22 protein-coding genes are annotated in these 24,801 nt (G+C 69.1%); 10 read left to right on the top strand and 12 right to left on the bottom strand.

The features are described from left to right. Window positions 1-97 precede the first annotated feature (97 nt). From ACIG5F_RS08220 to ACIG5F_RS08210, 3 genes are all read left to right on the top strand, one after another. On the top strand, window positions 98-358 hold the full coding sequence (locus tag ACIG5F_RS08220) for a hypothetical protein (RefSeq protein WP_043730536.1): 261 nt from the start codon (window positions 98-100) through the stop codon (window positions 356-358). 55 nt (window positions 359-413) lie between these two features. Beyond that, complete coding sequence (locus ACIG5F_RS08215; protein WP_396516729.1) at window positions 414-1,088, top strand: Crp/Fnr family transcriptional regulator; 675 nt, start codon at window positions 414-416, stop codon at window positions 1,086-1,088. A gap of 523 nt (window positions 1,089-1,611) precedes the next feature. Continuing rightward, window positions 1,612-2,862, top strand: coding sequence for an MFS transporter (locus ACIG5F_RS08210; RefSeq protein WP_396516728.1), 1,251 nt, complete (start codon window positions 1,612-1,614; stop codon window positions 2,860-2,862). Here ACIG5F_RS08210 and ACIG5F_RS08205 read toward each other — a convergent pair. Next, window positions 2,837-4,276 (bottom strand): CehA/McbA family metallohydrolase, encoded by a 1,440-nt coding sequence (locus tag ACIG5F_RS08205; protein ID WP_396516727.1) that lies wholly within the window; start codon window positions 4,274-4,276, stop codon window positions 2,837-2,839. The two genes, ACIG5F_RS08210 and ACIG5F_RS08205, sit on opposite strands and share 26 nt — an antisense overlap. Window positions 4,277-4,370: 94 nt before the next feature. On the opposite strand from ACIG5F_RS08205, the gene dnaN reads away from it, so the two are divergent. Continuing rightward, window positions 4,371-5,456 (top strand): DNA polymerase III subunit beta, encoded by a 1,086-nt coding sequence (gene dnaN / locus ACIG5F_RS08200; protein ID WP_396516726.1) that lies wholly within the window; start codon window positions 4,371-4,373, stop codon window positions 5,454-5,456. On the opposite strand, the gene ACIG5F_RS08195 is transcribed toward dnaN, so the two are convergent. Both ACIG5F_RS08195 and ACIG5F_RS08190 read right to left on the bottom strand, forming a co-directional pair. Further along, window positions 5,453-6,256 carry an MBL fold metallo-hydrolase gene (locus ACIG5F_RS08195; RefSeq protein WP_396516725.1) on the bottom strand — a complete coding sequence of 268 codons (804 nt, stop codon included), beginning with the start codon at window positions 6,254-6,256 and terminating at the stop codon, window positions 5,453-5,455. The genes dnaN and ACIG5F_RS08195 overlap by 4 nt on opposite strands. A 129-nt stretch (window positions 6,257-6,385) precedes the next feature. Then, window positions 6,386-7,222 carry an NUDIX hydrolase gene (locus tag ACIG5F_RS08190; protein ID WP_396516890.1) on the bottom strand — a complete coding sequence of 279 codons (837 nt, stop codon included), beginning with the start codon at window positions 7,220-7,222 and terminating at the stop codon, window positions 6,386-6,388. A 90-nt stretch (window positions 7,223-7,312) separates the two neighbouring features. On the opposite strand from ACIG5F_RS08190, the gene ACIG5F_RS08185 reads away from it, so the two are divergent. Next, on the top strand, window positions 7,313-8,200 hold the full coding sequence (locus ACIG5F_RS08185) for a Gfo/Idh/MocA family protein (RefSeq protein ID WP_396516724.1): 888 nt from the start codon (window positions 7,313-7,315) through the stop codon (window positions 8,198-8,200). 71 nt (window positions 8,201-8,271) lie between these two features. On the opposite strand, the gene ACIG5F_RS08180 is transcribed toward ACIG5F_RS08185, so the two are convergent. The 4 genes from ACIG5F_RS08180 to ACIG5F_RS08165 all read right to left on the bottom strand — a co-directional run bounded on the left by ACIG5F_RS08180 (window position 8,272) and on the right by ACIG5F_RS08165 (window position 10,503). Continuing rightward, entirely contained in the window at window positions 8,272-9,192 is a 921-nt protein-coding gene (locus tag ACIG5F_RS08180; RefSeq protein ID WP_396516723.1) for a hypothetical protein, read from the bottom strand. Window positions 9,193-9,205: 13 nt separating this feature from the next. Continuing rightward, window positions 9,206-9,802: a hypothetical protein gene (locus ACIG5F_RS08175; protein WP_396516888.1), complete on the bottom strand. Its 597-nt coding sequence runs from the start codon at window positions 9,800-9,802 to the stop codon at window positions 9,206-9,208. 90 nt (window positions 9,803-9,892) lie between these two features. Beyond that, window positions 9,893-10,348 (bottom strand): RidA family protein, encoded by a 456-nt coding sequence (locus tag ACIG5F_RS08170; RefSeq protein WP_396516722.1) that lies wholly within the window; start codon window positions 10,346-10,348, stop codon window positions 9,893-9,895. After that, window positions 10,345-10,503, bottom strand: a complete 159-nt coding sequence (locus ACIG5F_RS08165) for a hypothetical protein (protein WP_396516721.1) — start codon at window positions 10,501-10,503, stop codon at window positions 10,345-10,347. Before ACIG5F_RS08165 ends, ACIG5F_RS08170 begins: the two co-directional genes overlap by 4 nt. Before the next feature lie 35 nt (window positions 10,504-10,538). Between ACIG5F_RS08165 and ACIG5F_RS08160 the strand changes: the two genes are divergently transcribed. The 3 genes from ACIG5F_RS08160 (at window position 10,539) to ACIG5F_RS08150 (ending at window position 13,046) form a co-directional block, all read left to right on the top strand. After that, complete coding sequence (locus ACIG5F_RS08160; RefSeq protein WP_396516720.1) at window positions 10,539-10,790, top strand: hypothetical protein; 252 nt, start codon at window positions 10,539-10,541, stop codon at window positions 10,788-10,790. A 127-nt stretch (window positions 10,791-10,917) separates the two neighbouring features. Further along, entirely contained in the window at window positions 10,918-11,922 is a 1,005-nt protein-coding gene (locus ACIG5F_RS08155) for an ArsA-related P-loop ATPase (RefSeq protein ID WP_396516719.1), read from the top strand. Beyond that, on the top strand, window positions 11,922-13,046 hold the full coding sequence (locus tag ACIG5F_RS08150) for an ArsA family ATPase (RefSeq protein WP_396516718.1): 1,125 nt from the start codon (window positions 11,922-11,924) through the stop codon (window positions 13,044-13,046). The genes ACIG5F_RS08155 and ACIG5F_RS08150 overlap by 1 nt, the downstream gene beginning before the upstream one ends. A 101-nt stretch (window positions 13,047-13,147) precedes the next feature. Here ACIG5F_RS08150 and ACIG5F_RS08145 read toward each other — a convergent pair whose 3' ends face one another. Continuing rightward, window positions 13,148-13,450, bottom strand: coding sequence for a WhiB family transcriptional regulator (locus ACIG5F_RS08145; RefSeq protein ID WP_396516717.1), 303 nt, complete (start codon window positions 13,448-13,450; stop codon window positions 13,148-13,150). A 245-nt stretch (window positions 13,451-13,695) separates the two neighbouring features. Between ACIG5F_RS08145 and ACIG5F_RS08140 the strand changes: the two genes are divergently transcribed. Next, on the top strand, window positions 13,696-16,068 hold the full coding sequence (locus ACIG5F_RS08140) for a transglycosylase domain-containing protein (RefSeq protein ID WP_396516716.1): 2,373 nt from the start codon (window positions 13,696-13,698) through the stop codon (window positions 16,066-16,068). A 387-nt stretch (window positions 16,069-16,455) separates the two neighbouring features. On the opposite strand, the gene ACIG5F_RS08135 is transcribed toward ACIG5F_RS08140, so the two are convergent. Further along, window positions 16,456-22,830: an RHS repeat-associated core domain-containing protein gene (locus ACIG5F_RS08135; RefSeq protein ID WP_396516715.1), complete on the bottom strand. Its 6,375-nt coding sequence runs from the start codon at window positions 22,828-22,830 to the stop codon at window positions 16,456-16,458. Here ACIG5F_RS08135 and ACIG5F_RS08130 point away from each other — a divergent pair. After that, complete coding sequence (locus tag ACIG5F_RS08130) at window positions 22,820-23,035, top strand: hypothetical protein (RefSeq protein WP_396516714.1); 216 nt, start codon at window positions 22,820-22,822, stop codon at window positions 23,033-23,035. The two genes, ACIG5F_RS08135 and ACIG5F_RS08130, sit on opposite strands and share 11 nt — an antisense overlap. 71 nt (window positions 23,036-23,106) lie before the next feature. Here the strand turns inward: ACIG5F_RS08130 and ACIG5F_RS08125 are convergent, their stop codons facing one another. The 3 genes from ACIG5F_RS08125 to ACIG5F_RS08115 all read right to left on the bottom strand — a co-directional run bounded on the left by ACIG5F_RS08125 (window position 23,107) and on the right by ACIG5F_RS08115 (window position 24,771). Beyond that, window positions 23,107-23,514, bottom strand: a complete 408-nt coding sequence (locus ACIG5F_RS08125) for a hypothetical protein (protein WP_396516713.1) — start codon at window positions 23,512-23,514, stop codon at window positions 23,107-23,109. Between the two features lie 247 nt (window positions 23,515-23,761). Further along, window positions 23,762-24,244 carry a hypothetical protein gene (locus tag ACIG5F_RS08120; protein ID WP_396516712.1) on the bottom strand — a complete coding sequence of 161 codons (483 nt, stop codon included), beginning with the start codon at window positions 24,242-24,244 and terminating at the stop codon, window positions 23,762-23,764. Window positions 24,245-24,300: 56 nt separating this feature from the next. Continuing rightward, a complete protein-coding gene (locus ACIG5F_RS08115; protein ID WP_396516711.1) occupies window positions 24,301-24,771 on the bottom strand; it encodes a GatB/YqeY domain-containing protein in 471 nt (156 codons plus the stop codon). Between the last annotated feature and the right edge of the window lie 30 nt (window positions 24,772-24,801).

Here is a 24,801-nt window from a genome sequence, read left to right as displayed (position 1 = left end):
ACTCGCCCAGCGTACGGACACCCACCGACATCGCCGACACGCCGGGGTGACCCCCGATGCGCGGGCCCGGACGACCATGGGAGAGGATGGAGTCATCATGACTGCCTGGTTGGTGCTCGTAGTACCGCTTCTGATCATGTTCTTCGCGCTGTTCATGGAGCGCGTGGAAGCTCGCCTGCGCCACGTTGCCGTGCAGGAGAACGAGGTCGAGGAGTTCCTGGAGCAGGCCCGGCCCGACGAGGTCAGGGCGCTCTACGGACACGGCATCGGCCGGGCGCTGGAGCTGTTCCGCCTGCGCAGGCTCGGCGGACGCGCCGCACGGCTGCGTCCCCGGCGGACCAGGGGCAACGGGTCCTAAGATGGCACGCTAGTGATCGGCGGCACCGGCCGCCGCGTCTCGAAGGAGGGACGAGGTGGACGAGACCCTGGCCCGCGCGGGCATCTTCCAGGGTGTGGACCAGTCGGCAGCCGAGGCGTTGCTCGTCACGCTGGAGGCGATCGACTTCCCGCGTGGGCACGTGATCTTCGCGGAGGGTGAGCCGGGCGACCGGCTGTACATCATCCACAGCGGCAAGGTGAAGATCGGCCGCAAGTCGCCGGACGGGCGCGAGAACCTGCTCAACATCATGGGCCCGTCGGACATGTTCGGCGAGCTCTCGATCTTCGATCCGGGGCCGCGCACCTCGACCGCGACCACCGTGACCGAGGTCCGGGCGCTGTCCATGGGCCGCCCCGAGCTGCGGGAATGGATCAGCAAGCGGCCCGACATCGCCGAGCAGCTGCTGCGGGTGCTGGCCCGTAGGCTGCGCCGGACGAACAACATGCTGGCCGACCTGATCTTCACCGACGTGCCCGGCCGCGTGGCCAAGGCGCTGCTCCAGTTCGCCCGCCAGTTCGGCAGCCAGGAGGCCGGCCTGCTGAGGGTCACTCACGACCTCACGCAGGAGGAGATCGCCCAGTACGTCGGCGCCTCCCGCGAGACCGTGAACAAGGCCCTGGCCGACTTCGCGCACCGCGGCTGGCTGCGCCTGGAGGGCAAGAGCGTGCTCATCCTGGACCCGGAGCGCCTAGCCCGACGCGCGCGGTAGTTCAGACAAAACACCGAACGACCCCTGTCCCCATCCTGGGACGGGGGTCGTTCCGCTGTCTGGCCAGGCACGATTCACGCATCGAACGGCCACACTTCAAGATCGGCAATCGGGCTTGGGGTCCGGGGCGAAGCCCCGGCGTGGGGGCGTGGGGGCCGGGCCCCCACAAGACACCCTGGAGCGATCAGGCCCGCGCTTTCCGCGGGCACGAAGTGCCCAGTCGCGAAAGGCCGGCCCGGGCCCCCGACGCCCTGACCGGCCTTTCGTGTTGCGCGGGCCATCCCCCGACGGGCCGCGCACCCCGTCCCCCCGGTCTCCGGCCCCGAACCGTCGACCGAGGAGGTCGTGCCCGGTCACTGTGACATGGATGGCCCCGTCACGGACAACCGGATTCACTCTCAAGGACTCCGAATTGGGTCTTTACGTTGCCGTCGTTCACCCACTCATCGCAACGCCGTGACTACATCGTGACGTAGGACTCCACTCTGGCACGGTCGTACCAAAGTTTGGCATACTGGTACACATGTCCCACTCCGCGACCCTCTCCGACTACCGCACGGCCCTGACCACCCCCGGCGCCCGGCTGCCGGTGCTCGCTTCCGCGCTGGCCAGGCTGCCGGTCGCGATGATCGGCCTGGCCCTGCTGCTGTACGTGCAGCGCGCCACCGGCTCCTTCGCGACCGCGGGCCTCACCTCGGCCGCGGCGCTGATCGGCGTGTCGGTCGGGTCGGTGCTCCAGGGTCGGGTCATGGACCGCATGGGCCCGACCCGCCCGCTGTGCGCGATGGCCGGTCTGACCCTGCTGTTCGTGGCCAGCGAGGTGTGGGCGATCGAGACCCACCAGCCCGAGTGGCTGGTCATTACCCTGGCCTTTGGCATCGGCCTGACCGAGATGACGGTCGGCTCGGCGTCGCGGTCGCTGTGGGTGCGGCTGGTGCCGCCCGGCCCGGTTCGCCAGGCGGCCTACGCCTACGAGGCGATCAGCATGGAGGTCTTCTTCATCCTGGGCCCGGGCCTGGCCGGCCTGATGACGGCGCTGCCGTGGCCCGGCACCGGCCTGGTCGCCGGCAGCCTGGCCATGGTCGTCGGCGGCCTGGCCTTCGCCCTGACACCGACGGTCCGCGCCTGGCGGCCCAGCCGGGACGAGCTGCGTCCGACCAGCCTGCTCGGCGCGCTGTCCAGCCCGGGCATGCGCACGGTGGCGCTGGCGGCGCTGGGCTTCGGCGTGACGATCGGCTTCGTCGAGGTCGCGGTGCCGGCGTTCGCCACCGAGGCCGGCGCGCCCACGATGGGCGGCCTGATGCTGAGCCTGTGGTCGATCAGCTCGGTGATCTTCGGCGTGCTCTACGGCGTGCGGCCCTGGCCGCGGGCCATGCACCTGCGGCTGCCGGTGCTGCTGGGCGGCTTCGCGCTGCTGATCCTGCTGCTGGCGCTGCCGTCGACGCTGTTCGGCCTGGCCATGGCCCTGCTGGCGGTGGGCATCCTGATCACGCCGCAGTCGACCGCCCACTCGGCGGCCATCGAACTGGTCGCGCCGGCCGGCACGACCACCGAGGCCTTCGGCTGGGTGATCACCTCGGTGACGCTGGGCCTGGCCATCGGCCAGTCGACCAGCGGTCAGCTGGTGCAGAACTTCGGCACCAGCTGGTCCTTCCTGGCCGCGGCCGGCGCCGGCCTGGTGATCGCCGCGCTGGTGTGGGCGCTGCGGGGCACCGTGAAGCAGTCCACGCTGACCACGGCGGCCCTGGTCAAGGTCGAAGAAAAACTGGGTTAGTCAGCGCGACCATCTGCTCGCCCCGCCGCACTTCGACGCGGATCCAATCGGAGTCGGCGGGACTGGTCGTGTGATCGACCGATCCCTCGCCGGCGTGCACCAGCCCGGTCTGGTCCAGGACCCGGGTCTGCGTGCCCGGCACGCCGTCCACCTCGACGTGGACGGTCACCGGACGGCCCGTGCGCAGCGTCTCCCCGATGCCGGCGCTGCGCCGGCCGTCCGTCACCGTGAGCGAGAGCTGGACCTGCGCCGACTCGGCGATCCAGTTGTGCCCGGCCTTCAGCCCCGCGAACAGGAACGGCCCAAACAGGTCCTCGGCCAGCACCACGTTGTGCGGCAGGCCCACCACCTGCGGCTCGGCGTGGGCATCGCTGTCGCCGACCGCCGGGATCCAGCGGCCCTCGCGCAGCATCGCGTCCCAGGCCTTGAGCGTCTTCTCGTCGTCGTCCGTCCACGGGCCGTTCCACACCTCGATCGCGTCCACGAGGTCGTAGCGGAACTCGAAGGAGCAGCCGATGCACGGCGCGTACGGATGCGCCGCCACCACCAGTCCGCCGACCGAGTGCACCTCGTCGACGAAGCGCCGGAAGTCCTCGGGCTGGGTGTCCCGGTAGCGCCAGTCGATCCAGCGGCCCACCGGCAAGTTCCACGCCGGCCAGTGCCCGGAACGGGTGGTGACCTCCTCGCCGTTGAGGATCAGCAGGTCCTCGGTGGCGTGCCGGCCCCACTGAAGCGAGGCGCTGGGCGAGTTGTGCTCGGTGGAGACGATGAAGTCCAGGCCGGCCGCGCGGGCCGCCGCCACCAGCTCGTCCGGGGTGCGCTTGCCGTCGGAGTAGACGGTGTGCAGGTGGCCGTCGCCGCGGTACCAGTCCCGGCCTCGACGGCGGGCCGGCGCGAACGACGGGGCCGGCTTCACCTCGAACGGCTGGCCGGACGGGCCGAACCGCAGGGTGATGTCCACGCGGTAGTTCAGGCCCTGCTCGGCCACGGTGTACGGGCCGAGGATGACGTGCCAGGTGCCGCGGTCGATCGGTCCCGGCAAGTAGCCCGGGGTCGCGTCGGAGGCGCTGATCGTGAACCGGTCGCGGGCGCCCCCGGACCAGCCCCGGAAGCCGTGGTGGTTGCCCAGCTCGTGGCCGGCCGGGCCGAACACGCCGAAGTCCAGGGCGTTGCCGAGCTGGCCGGGCGGCGCCTGCGGACGGTCGTAGCTGTAGACCACGGACAGCTCGGCGACGCCGTGCGGCACCTCGACCGGCAGGTAGTGCCAGTCCGGGGCGCCCGGCTCGAACCGGCCGGTGACGGTGATCGTCTGCTCGCTGCCGTCGACGCCGTCCGCGAACGCGACGCCCGGCAACATCTGCCCGGCCGCCAACGCGCCGCCCGCGATGAGCAGCGCCCTCCGGTTGATGCTCATGCGAGCGACGCTATGCGTCGGAACGTGACCCCGACACCACCACCAGATGAACTGACGGCCGGAATTGTCAGGGGTCGGTCGTAGCGTCGTCGCCATGGACCTCACCGCCACGACGTCGCAGCTGGCCAGCACGCTGGCCGACACGGTCCGGCTGCTGCCGGCCAAGATGTACGACCCGGTGCTGGCCGGCGTCCTGATCACCGCGGACCGGGACGGGGTGCTGGTCCGCGGCACCGACCGGGAGCGGGGCGTGCGGCTGCGGTGCGCCGCGACCGTGCATGCCGACGGTCAGGTTCTGGTGCCGGCCAAGCCGTTGGCGGAGACGCTGCGCGCGTTGGACGCCCCGCAGGTTCGGCTGGTCGTCGAGGGCGCACGGCTGGCCGTACGGGTGCCCGGCGCCCGCTTCGCCTTGCCGCTGCTGGAGGCCGATCTGCATCCCGGCGTGGCCGAGCCGCCGGCGCGGGCGGGCGAGGTCGACGGGCCGGAGTTCGCTTCCCTGCTGTCAGTCGTGGCCTCGGTGGCGTCTCGTGACGACGCGCTGCCGATGCTGACCGGCGTGCGGCTGCGCGGCGGGCCCAACCGGCCGCTCTCCATGGTCGCGACCGACCGCTACCGGCTGGCCATCGCCTCGCTGCCGTGGACCGGCGAGTCCGAAGTGGACGCCATGGTGCCGGCTTCGCTGCTGGTGGAGGCGGCCAAGCAGGCGGCATCGGCCGAGCGTGTCGCCCTGCACGTCGACGGCGACCGGGCCGGCCTGGTGTGGGGCGACTCGGGCATCGTCACCTCGCTGCTCGCCTCCACGCTGCCCGACGAGCGCAAGCTGCTGCCCACCACCGTCGACGCCACCGTGACCGTCGACGCCGACGCCTTGGCCGGCGCCGTCCGCCGGGTCGGCCTGTTCAGCGAGGGCCACCAGGTCGTGCAGCTCGACCTGGGCGACGGCGACATCCGCGTGCACGGCGGCGGCCAGCAGGTCGGCGAGGCCGAGGAGCACGTCAAGGCCGAGATCACCGGCGGCCGGCCCAGCCCCGCCTACCAGGTCCGCTACCTCTCCGACGCCCTCAAGGCCTTCGCCGGCCAGCAGGTGACGATGGCCGTCCAGCCCGGCCACCGCGGCACCATGTTCACCTCCGACGGCCGGCTCCAGTACCTGGTGGTGCCGATCCGGGCCCAGGCCTAGAGCGAGCGGAGGTACTCCAGCTGCGTGCGCACTGACCACTCGGCGGCGAACCAGAGGGAGCGGTCGACGTCGGCGTAGACGAGCTCGACCACCTGGCGGGGTGTGGCGTCGGGGCCGAGCTTGTCGAGGGCGGCGCGGACCTGGTTGAGGCGCTGCTCGCGGTGGGCCAGGTAGCCGCGGGCGGCGGTGCCGGCGTCGGCGAGGTCGGGGCCGTGGCCGGGCAGCACGAAGGTGCCGGGCGGCAACTCGGCGAGCCGGCGCAGGGAGTCGAGATACGGCCCGAGGTCGTTGGTGACGGTGGTGCCCCGGCCGAGCACGGTGTCGCCGGTGAGGATGGCCGGCGGGGCGTCGTGCTCCAGCCAGAAGCACAGCGAGTCGGCGGTGTGCCCGGGCGTGGCGAGCACCCGGATCTCCAGGCCGGCCTCGGCCAGCACGTCCCCGTCGGACAGGCCCTCAGAACCCAGCCGCAGCGCCGGATCCAGCGCGTACACGGGGGCGTTGACCATCTCGGCGAAGCGCCGAGCGCCCTCGGAGTGATCGGGGTGGCCGTGCGTGAGCAGGATGGTGCTGACCGGGCCGTGGGCGGCGACGAGGCCGAGGTGCCGTTCGTCGTCCGGACCGGGGTCGACGATCACACAGGCCTCGGAGTCGGGGGCGCGCAGCACCCAGGTGTTGGTGCCGTCCAACGTCATTTCGGACGGGTTGTCGGCCAGCAGCACACCAGCAGTGGGCGTGACCGGCCGCAGGACGCCGTAAGCCGGGTGCTCGGCGCGCTCCCCGACAGCAGGACGATCGCTCACTGCAGCACCTCGCTAGCGCTCGGTGTCCGCGTTCGCGGACGCTCTGCGTTGAATGGCTCGCTCGCAAGCTCGCTCACTGCAACACCTCGCCAGCGCTCGTTCGCAAACGCCCTGTGCAGAATGACTCGCTCACCGGCCGGCCACCTCGTCCTCCGGGCCCGGCTCGATGCCGAGCGAGGCGGTGGCGTAGGCCGGGTCGTCGGGCAGCACCGCGTGCAGCTTGCTCCCGCGCCGCACCACCTTGGGGATGATCTTGTCGGTGGTCGGCCGGTCGATGGCCATCGCGGCCGCCACGGTGCCGGCCTCCCGCAGCTCGGCCAGGGTCATCCAGGTCGGCGGCAGCAGCCCGACCCGGCCGGCCTTCCAGTCGTCGATGGCGTCCTGCGGGCGCTGCCACGCGGCGTGGTCGGCCTCGCTGGTCTGCCCGTCGGCCTGCTGCCCCTCGGGCAGCACGGCCAGGAAGAACCGGGTGTCGTAGCGCCGCGGCTCCTCGGCCGGCGTCACCCAGTTGGCCCACGGGCGCAGCAGGTCGGCCCGCAGCACCAGGCCGGCGTCGGCCAGGAACTGGGCCAGCGACACCTCCCGGTTGACCAGGGCCTGCCGCACGTCGGCGTACTTGGCGGTGTCGGCCACCACCGAGACGTCGTCCTTGCCGGCCAGCAGCACACCCGACTCCTCGAACGTCTCCCGCACGGCCGCGCACACCAGGGCCCGGGCCGTGCTCGGGTCGCAACTGAACTTGCGGCCCCACCAGGCCGGCTCGGGGCCGACCCAGGCGACGGAGGTGTCGGCGTCGCGGCGGTCCACGCCGCCGCCGGGGAACACCGTCATGCCGCCGGCGAAGGCCATGCCGGTGACCCGGCGCAGCAGGAAGACCTCCAGGCCGGCGTGGCCCTCGCGGACCAGGGCGACGGTCGCCGCGTCCTTGGGCGTCACGGGCGGGTTCGGCGGGGTGGCCGGCACCATCGCCTCGGGCAGCGTCAGTTCCTCGGGCAGCTGTGGCACGTCCACGAGCCTAAGGGCGAACCGCCGTCTGCTCCCGTGGAGAATCATCACGTGGACGACCAACTGCGCGTGGGACTCATCGGCGCCGGCCCCTGGGCCACCACCGTGCACGCACCGGGCCTCGCCGATCATCCCGGCACCCGGCTGGCCTCCGTGTGGGCCCGCCGCCGGGACGCCGCGGCCGAGCTGGCCGGCCGCTACGGCGCCGAGGTCGCCGACGACCTGGACCGGCTGATCGACCAGGTCGACGTGGTCGCGGTGGCCGCGCCACCGTCCGTGCAGGCGGAGCTCGCGCTGCGGGCTGCCCAGGCCGGCAAGCACCTGCTGCTGGAGAAGCCGATGGCCGGCACGGTCGAGGAGGCCCGCCGGCTGGCCGGGGCCGTCGCCGACCACGACCTGGCCTCGCTGCTGATGCTGACCCTGCGGTTCTCGCCCGAAGTCGTCGACTGGCTGGCCGAGCTGGGCAAGCTCGGCGGCTGGACCGGCGGCAGCGTGCAGTGGCTGTCCGGGGCGCTGCTGGGCGGCAAGTACGCCGGCTCGCTGTGGCGGCAGGACCAAGGCGCGCTGATGGACGTCGGCCCGCACGCCTTCGACCTGCTCGACGCCGCGCTCGGGCCGATCACCGAGGTGTTGGCCGCGCACCGGGCCGACAACGACCTCTGGCACCTGATCCTCGGCCACGGCGACGGCGCCACCAGCACGGCCACGCTGTCCATGCGACTGCCGACCCAGCCCACCGTCGTCGAGTTCTCGGTCTACGGCTCGCACGGCCACCGCGCCCTCGCCGCCCGCCAGACCCCGGCCCAGCAGGCGTACACCGCGATGCTGGACGACTTCGTCGCCATGGTGCACAGCGGCCGGCACAGCCACCCCTGCGACGCCCAACGCGGCCTGCACCTCCAGCAAATCCTCGACCAGGCCCTCCGCAAGCTCCCCTAACGCTTGGAAGGGGGCTTTCCTCCACTCCGAGTGGAGGAAAGCCCCCTTCCAAGCGTCAAAACCGGGGGGGGTTATTGCTCGCGTTGGGCTAGTTCCTCGTGGAGTTGGCGGAGGAGGTCGCGCTCCACGTCGCTGAGCTTGTCCTCGGCGATCGGCTTGTAGTCGACCAGGCCGAGGGCCGACGGGTCGGCGGAGGGCTCCAGCACCGGCGGCTGGGGGGCGGACTTCTCCACCGCCACCGGCTCGACGGCCTCGGCCGGTTCGACGACCGGGGGCGCCGGCTCGGCCTTGGCCTGGGCGTGCGCGACCGGCTTGATCGGCACCACCGACGCGCTGCCCTTGGCCCGACGGCCGCCGCTGGTGCTCGGCGTGGCCACGTGCTGGCCCGATAAGTTGATCGGCTTCGCGTCCGAGGCGGCCAGCTGGTGGTAGTCGCTGCGGTCGGCGCCGGACTTGAGCACCTCGACCACGGCCCGGATGCCGGCGACCTCCAGGGCCTGGCCGATCCGGTACGCGGTCGCCGGCGCGAAGCCGTCCGGACCGATCTCGACCAGCACCACCCGCTGCGGCACCGCGCCCGGCGTCGCGCCGGCCGGGGTCACCCGCCACACCGCGGAGACCGACTGCACGCCGATCAGGAAGTCCACCACCGGGGCCAGCGCCGCGCCGACACCGGCGCCCGCGTCCGGCTCGTAGGTGAACCGGTGCGGCGGGGCGTACCAGGTGTCGCGGACCTTGAGCCGGTCGGCCAGCGAGGGATCGGACCGGGACTGGTCCAGCAGCGCCCGCAGCTGGCCGTTCTCAGCCGGGGTCACCGGCACGCCGCCGGCGATCAGGCAGCCGATCAGCAGCTCCACCGCCCGGTCCGACTCGGCGATGGCCACCAGCTCGCGGGCCGAGGTCAGCGCGTCGTCATCGACGCGGCCGGCCATCCGCAGCAGGATGTCGTGCAGCCGATCGGGCAGTCCGTCCCCAGTCGCGACGTCCGACACGACGGGTCTCCTTTCACGCGTGGGCGAGATCAGCCGCGCCGAAGCACAGCAGTTCGGACACGTCGAGCGCGAGGCGGTGGTAGGGCGTCAGGTCGTAGTCCGGCGCCAGCACCTCGACGCACGGCTCGTGCTCGCCCAGCGCCCGCAGCATGCGCTGGAGCTCGCCGGCCAGCCGGTGCTGGTCGGCGACCGCCGTCACCAGCACGACGCGGTGCGTCCGCCCGTCGCGGGCGTGCCGCCAGGCGCAGCGCACCTCGCCCAAGCCCTCGCGGCCGCGCAGCGTCGCGCCGAGCACCACGCCCACCTGGTCGCCGCCGGCGGCCTCGTGGGCGGGCTCGGCGGTGAAGGTGTAGTCCGGGTCGGGGGCCGCGCCGATGCCGAGCACGGAGCTGGTGAGCGCGGGATCGGCGCCGATCCCGCGCAGCAGCAGGTGCTCGTCGGCGGTCAGGCCGACCCGGTCGTGCAGCAGCGCCCGGGGCAGCGCCCGGCCGAGGACCGGCATGGCCCCGCTGGCCAGCCAGTCCCGGAACCGCCACAGCTGGTCGTCGGACAACCGTCCGGCCAGTCTCAGCAGCAGTTCATGCGCGTTCAGCTCGGCGTTGTCCGGCACGCCCACCGCCCCTTCCCGTGGCGAAGGTGACTCTCGCGGTCTAGCAGACCAGCAGACGACACCATAGCGCCACCCGAACGGGGGACAGAATTAGCCGATTTCGACGATCAACTCGACCTCGACGGGTGCGCCAAGTGGCAGCTCGGCCACCCCTACGGCGGAACGGGCGTGCTGCCCGGCCTCGCCGAAGACCTCGCCGAGGAACTCCGACGCCCCGTTGATCACCGCGGGCTGGCCGGTGAAGCCCTCGGCCGAGGCCACGAAGCCCACGACCTTGACGATCCGGGTGATCGAGTCCAGGCCGACCAGCGCGTCCACCGCCGCCAGGGCGTTCAGCGCGCAGGTGCGGGCGTAGTCCTTGGCCTCGTCCGCGCCGATCTGGCCGCCGACCTTGCCGGTCGCCGGCAGCGCGCCCGCGACGAACGGCAGCTGACCGGAGGTGTAGACCAGCGAACCGGTGCGCGCGGCCGGCACGTAGGCCGCGACCGGCGCGGCCACCGCGGGCAGCTCGATGCCCAGCTCCTTGAGCCTCGCCGACCAACTCACGCCGTCTTCTCCCGCTTCAGGTAGGCGACGTGCTGCTCGCCGCTCGGGTTGGTCAGCACCGTCACCAGCTCCCAGCCGTCCTCGCCCCACTGGTCGAGGATCTGCTTGGTCGCGTGGATCAACAGCGGGACGGTGGCGTACTCCCACTTAGTCATGCCGGGAGCCTAACCGGCACGCTATTTTCGATCACGTGGAGACGTGGCGGATCATCGCGACCTGCCTGGCCGCGTTCGGCGGGATCATCATGATCCTGCTGATGACCGGCAAGACCCGCGACCGGCGGGACAGCACCGCGGGCGACATCGCCCGGGTCGCGGCGTGGTCCTCGCTGTTCTTCGCGGGGCTGTGCCTGCTGATCGCCCTGGTGCTGCCGGCTACCGTGGTCTGGGGCATCGTCGCCGCCCAGTACATGATCCTGGTCCTGATACATCACATTGGGTAACGCTCACTGTGACATGGCCCCGCCTCCGGCAGGGCAGCGAGGCCGCTCGTGACCGGCCTCGCGATCGTGGTCGATACCTCAGCCCATCTGCAGCCGAGTGCCGGGGCGGCCGCCTAGGCTGGGCGTTGTGACCACACCCATCGTCGGCTGGACCGAGGAGCTCACCCGCGCCCGGTTGCACGTGGTCACCGGCAAGGGCGGCACCGGCAAGACCACCGTGGCCGCGGCGCTGGCCATCGCGCTGGCCACCGGTGGCCGTCGGGTGCTGCTGGTCGAGGTCGAGGAGCGGCAGGGCATCGCCCAGCTGTTCGACCGCGCGCCGCTGCCCTACTCCGAGGAGCGCATCGCGTCCGCCCCCGGCGGCGGCGAGATCCGCGCGCTCGCGGTGGACGCCGACGCGGCGTTCATGGAGTACCTGGCCATGTTCTACAACCTTGGCTTCGCCGGCCGGACGCTGCGCCGGATGGGCGCGATCGAGTTTGTCACCACGCTGGCCCCCGGCCTGCGGGACGTGCTCCAGACCGGCAAGGTCAAGGAGTGCGTTGGCCGCACCGACGAGGCCGGCCGGCACATGTACGACCACGTGGTGCTGGACGCCCCGCCGACCGGCCGGGTGGTGAAGTTCCTCGACGTCACCAAGGCCGTGCAGGACGTGGCCAAGGTCGGGCCGATCAAGGGCCAGAGCGAGGGCGTGGTGCGGCTGATGCACTCCGGCGACACCGCCGTGCACCTGGTGACGCTGCTGGAGGAGATGCCGGTCCGGGAGACCCTGGACGCGGTGGCCGAGCTGGACGGGGCCGACCTGCGGCCGGGCGCGGTGTTCGTGAACCGGGTGCGGCCGGCGCGGCTGGCCAACCGCTCGGTGCCGGCGGCGGCCGGCGGGCGGGTTGACGCCGACCGGCTGCGGGCCGGGCTGGCCGCCGCCGGCCTCAAGCTGCCCGAGGACGAGGTGACCGGGCTGGTCGAGGAGACCGTGGAGCACGCCGTGCGGGTGCAGGCCGAGCAGCGGGCCCGCGAGCTGCTGGCCGAGGCCGACCTGCCCGCCGTCGAGCTGCCCGAGCTGGTCGACGGCGTGGACGTCGGCGCGCTGTACGAGCTGGCCGAGACGCTGGTCGACCAGGGGGTTCGCTGATGCCGGCCAAGCTGCACGTGGACAAGCTGCTGGACGACCCGGCGACCAAGGTGATCGTCTGCTGCGGCTCCGGCGGCGTCGGCAAGACCACCACCGCCGCGGCGCTGGCCGCGCGGGCCGCCGAGCGCGGGCGGCGCACCGTGGTGCTGACCATCGACCCGGCCCGCCGGCTGGCCCAGTCGCTGGGCCTGCGGGAGCTGGACAACACGCCCCGTCAGGTGGCGGTCGACGGCTTCGACACCGAGGACCGGCTGCACGCGATGATGCTGGACATGCGCCGCACGTTCGACGACATGGTGCTGGCGCACGCGGGGCCGGACCGGGCCGAGCAGATCCTGTCCAACCCCTTCTACCAGACCATTTCCTCGTCCTTCTCGGGCACGCAGGAGTACATGGCCATGGAGAAGCTGGGGCAGCTGGCCGCCGACGGGTCGTGGGACCTGATCGTGGTGGACACCCCGCCCAGCCGGTCGGCGCTGGACTTCCTGGACGCCCCGCAACGGCTGTCCACCGTGCTGGACGGACGCATCATCCGCCTGCTCTCGGCCCCGGCGAGGGCCGGCGGCCGGGGCCTGCTCAAGCTGGTCGGCGCCGGGTTCGGGCTGTTCACCAAAGCCATCTCGACGATCATCGGCGGGCAGCTGCTTGCCGACGCGTCGGCGTTCGTGCAGGCCTTCGACAGCATGTTCGGCGGCTTCCGGGAGCGGGCCCAGAAGACCTACCAGCTGCTGCGCTCGCCGGGCACCGCGTTCCTGGTGGTGGCCGCGCCGGAGCCGGACGCGCTGCGGGAGGCGTCCTACTTCGTGGAGCGGCTGGCCGCCGAGTCGATGCCGCTGGCCGGGCTGGTGGTCAACCGGACCCATCCGGTGCTGGCCAAGCTGCCGGCCGGCAAGGCGCTGGCCGCGGCCGAGGAGCTGGACCGGGGCAACGAGGCGCCGCTGGCCGCCGCCGTGCTGCGGCTGCACGCCGACCGGGTGGCCGTGGCGACCCGGGAGCAGCGGCTGCTGGCCCGGTTCACCAAGGCTCACCCGTCGGTGGCCGTCACCGCGGTGCCGGCGCTGGCCGAGGACGTGCACGATCTGGCCGGCCTGCGGGAAATCGGCCGCCGGCTGGCCGGTGAGTGAAAGCGCACGCGCTTGTTTCGCCGGTGGCGGCGAGATAACCGCCACCGGCAAATCACGCGTCGATCATCGAATTATATTGAGCCCGCAACAAAGGGCAAAGATCAACTGACCTTGTACTCGTCAAGATCGGCATGTTCGCGCCGCGCCGACTCCAGCAACTCGAACCACGAGTCCACATCCGGTCGACGACGGAGCAGAGCCCTGCGCTCACGCTCGGTCATTCCGCCCCACACGCCGAACTCGATGCGATTGTCGAGCGCCTCGGACAGGCACTCGGTGCGCACCGGACAGCTCAAGCAGATGACCTTGGCTTTGCGCTGCTCAGCCCCTCGAACGAACAGCTGCTCCGGATCCTCGTCCCGACACGAGGCGCTGACACGCCAATCCCCCTGAACGAACTGCATGACCCCCGCTCCCCTACGTCTCGTCCAAAAACCGATACCCCCCGGTACCGGGTGCCGTAGGCTGACCGCGGGTGCGGACTGTCCTCCGGCGTTGTCATGAGACGTTGACGGACTGTAGAGCCATCTGGTTCCCCTGCCAACACCGGGTTACCCGAATGTGAGCTTCACCCACCCGAAGTGGTGAATGAACGTCGCGGTGAGCGCTCACACCGGAGCACCACGTGATGACGCGTACTGTGGCTGGCGTGCGTGTGGGCAACGGTCTTGTGAAGCTGGTCGGTCTGTGCCTTTTGGCCGGTGTGCTGGTCGCGGGCATGCTGTTCCCGACCGTGGGGGCGCTGGGGGTGGTGTCCAACCGCGCCAGCGACACGGTCGACGCCACATCCGCGGACCTGGTCACCACCGACCCGCCGCTGATGTCCGTGGTCGAGGACCGCAACGGCGCGCCGATCGCGTACCTGTACCAGCAGTACCGCGTCAACACGCCGGCCGACCAGATCGCCCCGGTGATGAAGGCCGCCATCGTCGCCATCGAGGACCGGCGCTTCTACCAGCACTCCGGCGTCGACTGGCAGGGCACCTTCCGCGCGCTGCTGACCAACCAGGTCAACGGCGGCGTGACCCAGGGCGCGTCCACCATCACGCAGCAGTACGTGAAGAACTACCAGGTGCTGGTGGCCGGCCGGGGTGACAAGACCGCCCAGGAGCAGGCCCAGGCCCAGACCGTGGCCCGCAAGCTCAAGGAGGCCCGGGTCGCGCTCCAGCTGGAGAAGAAGCTGTCCAAGGACGAGATCCTGACCCGGTACCTCAACCTGGTCACCTTCCTCGGCCAGGTGGACGGCGTCGGCACCGCCTCCCAGGTGTTCTTCAACACCACCCCGGACAAGCTCACCCTGCCCCAGGCCGCGCTGCTGGCCGGCGTGGTGAACAACCCCGTCAGCTACGACCCGTGGCAGCACCCCAAGGCCGCCACCGACCGCCGCAACGCCGTCATCGACGCCATGGCCTCGACCGGCAAGATCACCACCGACATCGCCGCCGCCGCCAAGAAGACCGACCTGGGTATCGGCCCCGAGCCCCAGCTGCCGGCCAGCGGCTGCGTCGGCACCGCCCCCGAGGTCGGCTTCTACTGCGACTACGTGCAGGGCTACCTCCAGGAGGCCGGTTTCACCCCGGACCAGCTCAAGACCGGCGGCTACGTCATCAAGACCAATCTCGACCCGGACATCTCCAAGATCGCCAAGGCCCAGGTCGAGCACAACGTGCCCAAGACGGCCAACGGCATCGCCAACACCATGGCGATCATCAAGCCGGGCTCCCAGTCCCACGACGTGGTGGCCCTGGTGGCCAACCGCGACCTGGGCGTGGACGCCGCCGCCGGCCAGACCCTGACCAACCTGCCGGCCGACGTCAGCGACAACTTCGGCGCCGGCTCGATCTACAAGGTCTTCACCGCCGCAGCCGGGATGGAGAAGGGGCAGGTCGGCCTCAACACGATCATCCCCAACCCCCAGAGCACCTGTTTCCAGCTGCCGATACGTGATCAGAACACCAAGTGTTACCCGGTGAAGAACGACGACGCGGTCAACGTCGACCCGATCAGCCTGCACCAAGCGCTGGCCATCTCGCCCAACACCTCGTTCACCAAGGTCGAGCTGGACGCCGGCATGCCGGCAGTGCTGGACATGGCCTCCCGGCTGGGCATGCGCAAGACCATGCAGACCAACCAGGCCGGCAAGACGCCCGACCCCAGCCAGCAGAGCGAGCTCTACAACCAGCCGCAGAGCCAGTCATTTCTCAACAGCCCGTCATTCACTCTCGGCGTGAGCCCGCTCAGCCCGATGGAGCTGGCCAACGCCGGCGCCACTCTGGCCAGCGGTGGCATCTGGTGCCCAGCCAACCCGATCGCAAGTGTCGTCGACCACACCGGCAAGCCGGTGCCGATCAACGCCCCCGCGTGCGAGCAGGTCGTCAACAAGGCCCTGGCCGACTCGCTGCTCAACGGCATGAAGGACGACACCACCGCCGGCACCTCGACCCAGGCCGCCCGCAACGCGCACTGGACCCGACCCATCGCGGCCAAGACCGGCACCACCGACTCCAGCGAGTCCGTCGGCTTCCTCGGCATCATGGCCAACTACGCGGCCTCGTCCCTGGTGTTCAACGACGGCTCCAGGCCCGAGCCGATCTGTGGCACGCTGCCCATCCGCACCAGTCCCAGCTGCGGCGGCAACCTCGGCGCCTTCGGTGGTGTCATCGCCGCGCCGCCGTTCTTCAACGCCTTCAACCAGATCCTCGGCAACTCCCCGCCGCTGCCGGTGCCCAACGCCGACCCGGCCTACCTGGACAAGAACAACCACGGGCCGGCCATCCCCTACGTCGTCGGCAAGAACGTCGGCGACGCCACCAACGCCCTCAAGGCCGCCGGCTACGGGGCCGTGCAGACCGCCGACTTCAACTCCATCGCCCCCAAGGGCACCGTCGTCGGCCAGACCCCGATCGGCTCCGCCCCGCGCAGCACGGGCATCACCCTCTACGTGAGCACCGGCTTCGTGCCCCAGGCCCAGGGCGCGACATCACCCGCGCCACCGTCAGCCACCACAACACCAGGCGGTTGATGACATCCTCAGTAAAGGGGTGCCAACGCTACGAGCGCTGACACCCCTTTACTAGTACCAAATATTTCGATCAGCAGGCATGCAACAAAACTTGCATTGCATAATCAACAGGCGTCCAGTTGACGGCCCGAGAAATCGCCCCCAAAACTCATGAAATGATCGATCAAACGGCCGGGTCAGCAATCGTCACAACTATTCTTTGCGTCCACCCCAACCTCCGCCACGCTTCACCCTCTCGAAGGCGAGGTAACATATAACGACACACAAGGCCATGGCGACTACTGCCGCAACGCCAGACGTGCGCCCACCCGCCAATGCGACCAGAACAGAACCTATTAGCGCAAGAACTAAGCCGGACAATATGAGAGCGTTAGCCATTTACACACCTCAACAGCTTGCTATCGTCGAGATTCCAGTTCCAACTAGACCAACACCCACGCCCGCAATTCCAAGCGATGGCCAAAAGCTCAACCCTCCCGTCACCAAAGCCGAGCCGATGCCACCAATCAAAGAAAGGGCGCCGCCAACGACTTGCAGTATACCCCCAAAGCACGCCATATGTGAACCAACCCAGCTAATGGCACCACTCACCGCGCCGCCCACCGCGTGGGCAGCATTGTGAAGACCGCAAGCCGTGTCACAGGAAGGCGTGAAACACGCTTGCGTGACGCAGGTGCCAGGCGGCATGTCCTGCTGTCCATACACGGGCATGCAAGTCGATCCAACGAACTGACACTTCGACACGGGCGGACATACCCAAAGCCCATTGCCGGCAGCCTTGCAGTTACTTGCCCCGCTCTGAACAACCTGCGCCTGAGTTAGGGTTTCACAACGACCTGTCGGGTCGGCTCCATTGAACGGATTGTCGTTCGTATACGCGTACGGACTACGGGTTGAATCGACAGCAGGGTCGACGGTCAGAAACTCGGCCGTGCCGGGATCGTAGTAGCGGGCACGGAGGTAGAGCAGGCCGGACTCCGAGTCGGAGTACTGGCCCGTGTACTGCAGCGGCGTCGGAACAGTGCCACTTGAAGTCGCCTGCCCATAAGGCGTGTAGGTGTACGACTGAACTATATTGGACAGGCTGTTGAGCAGTGCCAGGGTGGAGCCGATCTGGTCGTGCACGAACCAGAAGGAGCCAACGCCGTTGATCTGCTCGATGGGCAGCCCGCCGGGACCGTAGAGGAAGGTGTTTGCACCGTCGGTCAGGACATTCGGCGTGGAAGCGGCGTCCCATGTGAAGTTGCTCGTGGCGCTGCCAACGGTCTTCGAGGTACGGAGGCCGTCGCCGTTGTAGGCGTAGGTTGCCGAGATGGGGCCGTTGCCGAATGAGGTGAGACGACTGGCCTGGTCGTAGGAATAGGTGGTGGCGCCAGCCTTCTTACGTTCGCCGAGGGCGTCGAACGTGTAAGTGGTGGCACCAGTCGGAGCGGTGCCGCAGGTGGGGTTGGAAACCGTGCCGGTCGGCAAGGTCCAGCAGAGCTGCCCAGCAGAGTCGAAGGTCTGCGTAGCGGTGCCGACAGTAGTCGGGTTGCTGGCAGCGTCGTAGGCGAAATTTGACGTGCCGGCGGACTTCAGCTGCTCACGAGCGGTATAGCTGATGGTCTGCGACACCGGCCCAATGACCTGGGAGCCTAATTGTCCCATAGGGTCCCGCCCATAGTTGGCGGACAGTAGCGCCCTACTGCCGGCGGCGGCGTTCGTGGACGTCAGCTGATCACTGTCGTTGAAGCCGTTGGTGACCGTGGTGCCGTTCGGATACTGGGCGGTCTTCACCTGTCCGTCGTTGTCGTAGCCGAAGACGGTCTGGTTGGTGTTCCAGTCGGTGACGGTCTTCAGCCGCTCGGCGTCGTCGAATGTCTGGATCACCGAGGTGGTCTGGCCCGGATAGGTGATCGAGGTCTGATTGCCGGCGCTGTCATACCCGTAGCTGACGGCGACTCCGGAGCCTTGGGTTTGTTTCGTGACGTCACCGAAGGTGTCGTACGTCCAGGTGGACGTGCCGGTGCCGTCGGTCATCGACTGCCGTTTCCCGTCAGGGAAATAGGAGTAGCCGACAGTCGGCGTCGTGCCGTCGGAGTAGGTGACGGTCTTGAGCTGCCCGGCGGCGTCGTAGCCCATGGTGGTTACCCGGCCGGCGGAGTCAGTGGTGGTGAGGGCCAGACCAGCGGCGTCGAGATGCGTGGCGGTGGTTCGATTGTCGGGATCGGTCCGACCGGTCTTGCGGCCCTGGCCGTCGTAACCGTAGGAGGTCTTGGCGCCGAGCCCGTCGATGGTGTCGGCGACGGTCCCGTCGGGGTTGTAGTCGGTGATCTGCGTGGTGTTGTCGGCCTGAGTGACCTTGGTGGCCTGATCCACGGGGTCGAACTTGGTGACCACGGTGTGATTGTTGGCATCCGTGGTCGAAACCTTGTTGCCGTCGGCGTCGTAGGCCGCGGTCGAGGTGTGGTTGAGCGGATCGGTGGTGCGGTTGACGTTGCCGTAGGCGTCGTGGCCGTAGGTGGTGCAACCCTTTGCCGGCGGTGTGCACGACGGCGTCACGCCCGCGGCGGTGCCATTGGGATCGACAACGGCGGTAAGCCAACCGGTCTGGGTGTTGTACCCGTACTGGGTCTTGTCGCCGACGGCGTCGGTGACCGTCGCCTTGTCGCCGAAGGTGTCGTAGGACGTCGTGGTGGTCTTGCCGTTGGGGTCGGTGACGCGGGTCTGGTCGGCGGGGTGGGCAGCATCGTCGTAGTGGTAGGCCGTGGTGCGCGTCGGGGCTGGCCCGAAGTTGCCGTCCACCGACTCGACCACGTTGTTGGCCTGGGTGACCGTGGTCGAGGTTGGCACCAGGGTGTTCGGGTCGTAGGTGGTGACCGTCGCCACGCCGTTCGCGTCGATGCTCTCGATCAGGTCATCGTTGCTGTCGTAGGCATAGTTCTTGGTGAAGCCGAGGCCGTCAGACTCCGAGATCTTGTTGCCATGGTCGTCGTAGCTGAAGGTTTCGACGTTGCCGTCGGGGTCGGTCTGGCCGGACACCCCGAGCGTCACCGGGTCATAGGTGTAACTGGTGGTGCCGGCGTCGGAGGTGCCGTACCCCTTGGTCTCCGACGTGAGCAGGCCGTTCTGGTACGAGTCCAGCGTCTTGTGCCCGGACGGATCAGTGACCAGTGTCTGCCCGGCGGCCAAGCCGCCGTCGGGGCTGTAGGTGAAGGTGGTGGTGTGACCGTTGGCGTCGGTCTGCGTCTTCACGCGTTCGGCGCTGTCGTAGGTCATCGAGGTGACGGCCGAGGCCGCGCCGCCATAGTTCTTCGGCGACCGCATCGAGGTCATCAGGTGACCGGTGTAGGTGTACTGGGTGTGGTCGTCGTCCTTGAGTGTCGGCGTCCTGGTGGTGCCGACCCCGTAGACGTCGGTCAGGTTGTCGTTGCCGTCATAGCCATACGTGACGGTACGGCCTGCGGAGTCGGACAAGCCGGTGATGTGGTTGCCGGTCCAGGTCAGCGTGTAGGCCCGGTTGGCCGGATCGGTGATCGTGTGCAGATGGCCGCTGCCGTCGTAGGCCAGGCTGGTCTTGTACGGGGTGCTGGCCTTGCTGCCGGCGAGATCGGATTCCGCGGTGAGATGGCCGCTCGTCGCGTCGAAGGTGTAGATCTCCTTGGCCCGTCTGGTGAACACGTAGTTCGAACCACTCTTGATCAGGGTGGCGTCGTATCGCGGCGCCGAGGGCGCGTAACTGCCCGACGAGTTGACGAACGTGACCTGTGAGCCGTCCTCCTGATGCACGGTCACGTTGCCGGTGGTGCCGTCGGTGGTCGTCGACAGGTTGTAGCTGTAGGTCCAGCCCCAGCCGAACGGGCCGTCGACGGCTTGAGAACCGTTGGGGCCGCTGGGATCGGCGACCGCCTCGGCATAGCTGCGCCCGAAGTTCAGGGCCATGCCTCGGCCGGGCGTCGACAGGTCGGTGAAGTCGTCGCCGAAGAAGCCGGTGGCCGTGTTGACCGGGTCGCCGGCAGTGCGGGAGACGCAACCGCACTGCACCCAGGCAGGGTTGGATCCCTTCGGCGCGTCCTGGATTCCCGGAGGGCCGCCGATCGGCTTGCCTGGTGTTCCGCCTTGCGGCACGAAGGCGATGGCGTCGAAGGCCACGTCGAAATCGGAGTTGGCGAAGCCACCACGGTCGATCGAACTGCCGTTGTTGGTCAGGACGACGTTGCCGCCGTTCTCCATGGCGAAAGTGCCGATGGTCACCCACTGCTCGGAGTCCCAGGCCTGGTTGACCCGGATCTTCCACGGTGACACGCCGCCGCCGGGATTGATCGTGTAGACGACGTTGGTCGCGTCCGCACCCAGACCGGGAATATGCAGCTTGATCTTGTAGTACTGCAGCGACGGCAGGTTCGGCGTCCAGGTGCCGGTGTTGATCAGGCTCGGGTTCGAGCCGTCCTCGGTGTGGGTGAAGATGATGTGCCCGCCGAGGCCGGTGCCGAGCTGGTGGGAGTCGATCTCACCGATCGGGTCGCCGGCCGAGTTGGTGCCGTAGCTGTAGTTGAACGTGCCGCCCTGGGACCAGTTCGGCGCGCCGCAGCCCTGCAGGTTGGTCGGCGAGGGCAGGTCGTCGACGATGATCGAGTTCGCCGGCACCTTCGAGTGGTCCACGCTGCAGGTCGGCGGGTCCTGGCTCGGGTTGGCCGGCTCACTCGATCCCGCGCTCGCGGTGTACGGGCTGGTCGCGCAACTGGTCGCGCAGTTGAGCCAGGTGACCGGTTGGTGCCACCAGCATTCGAAGTCGTTGAGCATGCAGTGCGACGCACCCGGGTTGGTCGGGTTGGTGGCGTTCGGGTCGCAGTGGCTGGCGGCGTTGCAGAACGAGGCGAACGGCGCGGCCTGGGTCCAGGAGGCGCCGTGGTAGATCGGCGTCGCGTACGCCTTGCTGCTGTAGCGCAGCAGCGGATTGGACATCCATCCCAACACCCGCTCCTGATACGGCCACGACGCAGGGTGCCTCGCATCGTCATAAGTGTCCCTCAGGAATGGGTCACGGTTCGGCGGGTAGTCCAGGTTGTCAGGGTTGTTGGTCCAGCCCAGGCCCCACGTGCCGTCCGGCCCGGTGCACGACGGTCCCGGTGTGCAGCCGGTCGGGTTGTAGGCGGCGGTGGGCTGGATGCCGGAGTTGTAGGCCCATGCGGCGAAGTACCAGTTCTCCAGGTACTGCGGGTCGCCGTTGTTGGCGATGATGCCGTCGTCGTACAAGGAGTTCCAGGTCGACTCCAGGATCTGCAACGCGGCCGCGATGTTCTCCTGGTAGTCGACGGCGATCTTGATCTGGCCGTGCGCCGAATAGATGCCGTCGCCGACGTGCATGCCGGTGGTGACCTGGCCAAGGCCGTAGCCGCAGTCCGAGCCGGCGTAGTTGATCGACACGATGTCGCCCTGCGCGCCGTAGTAGTCGGCGATCAGCGGATTGCCGGCCGAGCCAGCGGGGGCGTGCCAGGTGGCCTGCGACCAGTTCGACTCCTGAGCCATGATCGCTTCCATCACCGATCGCGGCACGGTGCTGCTGGCCCCGGCCGGATGCTCCAGGGGAATGAGTGGGAAGTCGTCGCTGGGGGCGTAGGCGGCGAGGCCGAGGTTGTCGAAGCCGGCGGGACGGGTGTACCCGTTGGCAGCGGTCAACTGGCCTTGCTCGGCCAACTGAACGGCCCAGTTGACCTGCGCCGCGTTGGGCTGCATGACCTGCTTGTTGGGATCCATCCGAGGCACGGCGCACAGCGGCGACTGCGCGTTCGGCGCCGCCGCCTTGGCCGCCGGCGCGGCATCCTTGCGCGGCTGCGGCGAGCCGATCTGCTTCGGTCCCGTGGTGACGGTCGCGGCCACGTAGGATGGCATGGCCTGGTTCACCGTGGCCGTGCTGGTCGCTGACGTGCGGGAAAGCTTCTTGTGCACGGCGGTCGCGAGCACAGAGGTGCCATCGACGCCGAGCAATGCGTCCCCGTCGAGCGAGGCCGCCGCCGGTGCGTGGTCGAAGCCTGTGTCGGCGACACTGCGCAGATTCGGAGCCGTGATCGGCTTGTCGGTGCCGGAGACGATGGCCGTGCCGGCGCGACCACCGAACAGCTGCACGCGGGTGAGCGGGCCGGAGCCCAACTTCGTCACCTTGCCACCGACCTCGTGCTGGACCGAGGCGGCCGTGGAGCCCTTGGTGGTGTCCAGGAAGGTCACGCCGCCATCGGCCGTCGGACGCAGGTCGTACAGCGAGCCGCCGACCGTGACCGAGGTCTTCCCGCCGACCGTGACCAGGCTCCCGCCCTGCACGGCCATGATGCCGTCGGTCGTGGGGACCGCCGAGGTCAGCTGACCCGATGCCGTGGTCGACGCGGTCACCTTGCCGGCAGCGAGATCGGCCGTCAGCAGCTGGGTGTTCTCGTCGTTGGCACCGGTCTGGAGTGTGAACACGGCGGTGTCGGCCGCGCCGCAACCGGGCGAGTAGTACTTCAGCCCGACTCCGGCCGCGAGCGGCGACACCTTGCCCGTGGCCAACTCCACCGAATACGCGAATGCACCGTGATCACGGGCAGCCTGCTGATTGACCACCGACGTTGGCAATATCGCGACCGCCGCGTACTTGCCGTCCCCCGACAAGCACTGGTAGCCGGTCCAGGACGGCGCGTCCATACCGGCCGGCTCCACCAGCGCGACTTCATGCCAGGCGAAGCCTGACGATTCGCGGCCCACCTCGACGTGATATCCGGTCGAGTCGCCCCACCCGTTGATCGCCACATCGGCGGACTTCGCCGCGTCCGGACCGAAGTCCGCCGCCTTCGGCGGAGCCGCCTGTTTCGGCGAAGCCGGCATGGGCGTCGCCGCCGAGGCGGGCGGCACCGCGTTGGCCAAGCCCACGACCAGCGTGGCACTCAGTATCGCTGTTCCTAATCGTCTGATCGTCGCGAACGTTGTCCGCATCGCCAACCTTCCACTGAAATGAACGGAGCATAAAAAGGTCCACTCATTCCGAAGAACGAGTGGACCATCCCTCAGGGCTTCAACGATCAGACGTCACCAGCAGTCGCTACTCGTCCCGTCAATGATGCTGACCTGCGAGTCGTCGCTCGACCCGGGCGGATAGACCCACAACTCCGCGTGCGCACACCAAGGCGGCAGCGGATTGTACAGAGTGAGACTTCCGGTCTGACCGACAGAGATGTTCTGAATCTCACTGCAGTAGGCGCCGGGATCGTTGTTGTCGTGCGAGCAGACACGGAGTCGCACCGTCGTGCCTGCATGCTTGCTATAGCGGACGAATACATAGTTGGGCGCCGAGCTGACCAGCCGGATGCACAGATCACCATTTCCGATGTTGTCACACACCCCGAGCGAGCTGGCCGGCGCGGCCGTGGCGACACCGGAAAGCGCCGTCATGCCTGCAAGCACGGCAAGGCCGACAGCAAGAATCTTCTTAGGCAAACGAATTCAACCCCAAACCACCGAAGATGAAAGAGAAATCAGTGGGACATGACTTCGCAATGAACGCTCGCATGAATCGACGGTCCGCCACAGACGGCAAACACGAACATCGAGACCTCCACCCCTACGAACCCTCGGCGGATTCGTCCCGACAGAAACGTAGCAGTGGATGCAGTCACGCGACGATAGGCCAGTTCGGTGAGCGACAAATGCATCAAAAAAGGACAAGCCCGACCGTGGTGATGACTCACAGTGAGCTTGTCTCGACAATGTCCGACGGATGACCACCGTGGACGCACCGTGCGTGGTGTTCGGCCCAGGCGAAGCCCAGGTGCCAGTCGTTCGACTCGGGATTAGCGCCGAACAGGGTTCGGCGCTGGATGGGCCGGCAGACGGCGACGAAGACGTCGCCGTCGGCCAGCTCGATGCCGTACTCGAAGAGGCTGGACGAGGGGGAACGGGCGGCCTCCATGGCCAGCCGGTAGGGACCGGCCGGCAGGCGGGCAGCGACGGCCCGATGACTGTTCAAAGTAGACAGTGAGAGCCGGATGCCGTTGCCGGACAAGGAAACTGCCGTCGAGTTGAACGAACCGGAGCGGGTGCTGTCCGGGGCCGTCACCGCGCCCAGCACGATGCCGGCGTGGCCCCGCAGGCGCCGAACCCGGCGGCGGACCACCCAAGGCAGTTTCAGCTCGGACAGCTCCCACACCGAGAACGGCGCCGCGGGCACGTCAGCCCGTCACGATTCGACCCGGCTCGATTCGGCCCGGCCAGGCTCGGTTCGAATCAGCCCAGCAGCTTGGAGCGCACGGCGGCGGCGACCCGGCCGCCCTCGGCCCGGCCCGCGACCTTCGCGTTGGCGGCCTTCATGACCTGGCCCATCTGCTTCTGCCCCGGCTGCTCGCCCGACTGGGCGGCGACCTCGGCGACGGCCTGCGCCACCAGATCGGCCAGCTCCTCATCGGACAGCTGCGCCGGCAGGTACGCCTTGAGCACCTCGGCCTCGGCCAGCTCGGCGTCGGCCTGCTCGGCCCGACCCGCCCCGGCGAACGCCTCGGCGGCCTCGTTGCGCTTCTTCACCTCGCGGGACAGCACCTTGAGGACTTCCTCGTCGGACAGCTCCCGCGCGACCTTGCCGGCCACCTCCTCGGTGGTCACGGCCGCCAACGCCATCCGCAGGGTCGCGACCACCGTGGTCTGCCGGCCCTTCATCGCCGCGGTCAGATCGCTCCGCAGCTTCTCCTTCAACTCCGCCATGAGCGCAAACGCTACTCCGCAGGGCAGCCC

Source organism: Kutzneria sp. NPDC052558, from assembly GCF_044547355.1.
Taxonomy (GTDB): domain Bacteria; phylum Actinomycetota; class Actinomycetes; order Mycobacteriales; family Pseudonocardiaceae; genus Kutzneria.
The sequence above is the reverse complement of the archived record's forward strand: the minus strand, read 5'-3'. Positions and strand labels throughout refer to the sequence as shown.

Coding starts and splice junctions, on each gene's coding strand:
- ACIG5F_RS08220 (WP_043730536.1), top strand. CDS start 98: ATGACTGCCTGGTTGGTGCTCGTAGTACCGCTTCTGATCATGTTCTTC.
- ACIG5F_RS08210 (WP_396516728.1), top strand. CDS start 1,612: ATGTCCCACTCCGCGACCCTCTCCGACTACCGCACGGCCCTGACCACC.
- ACIG5F_RS08205 (WP_396516727.1), bottom strand. CDS start 4,276: ATGAGCATCAACCGGAGGGCGCTGCTCATCGCGGGCGGCGCGTTGGCG.
- dnaN (WP_396516726.1), top strand. CDS start 4,371: ATGGACCTCACCGCCACGACGTCGCAGCTGGCCAGCACGCTGGCCGAC.
- ACIG5F_RS08190 (WP_396516890.1), bottom strand. CDS start 7,222: ATGGTGCCGGCCACCCCGCCGAACCCGCCCGTGACGCCCAAGGACGCG.
- ACIG5F_RS08165 (WP_396516721.1), bottom strand. CDS start 10,503: ATGACTAAGTGGGAGTACGCCACCGTCCCGCTGTTGATCCACGCGACC.
- ACIG5F_RS08150 (WP_396516718.1), top strand. CDS start 11,922: ATGCCGGCCAAGCTGCACGTGGACAAGCTGCTGGACGACCCGGCGACC.
- ACIG5F_RS08145 (WP_396516717.1), bottom strand. CDS start 13,450: ATGCAGTTCGTTCAGGGGGATTGGCGTGTCAGCGCCTCGTGTCGGGAC.
- ACIG5F_RS08115 (WP_396516711.1), bottom strand. CDS start 24,771: ATGGCGGAGTTGAAGGAGAAGCTGCGGAGCGATCTGACCGCGGCGATG.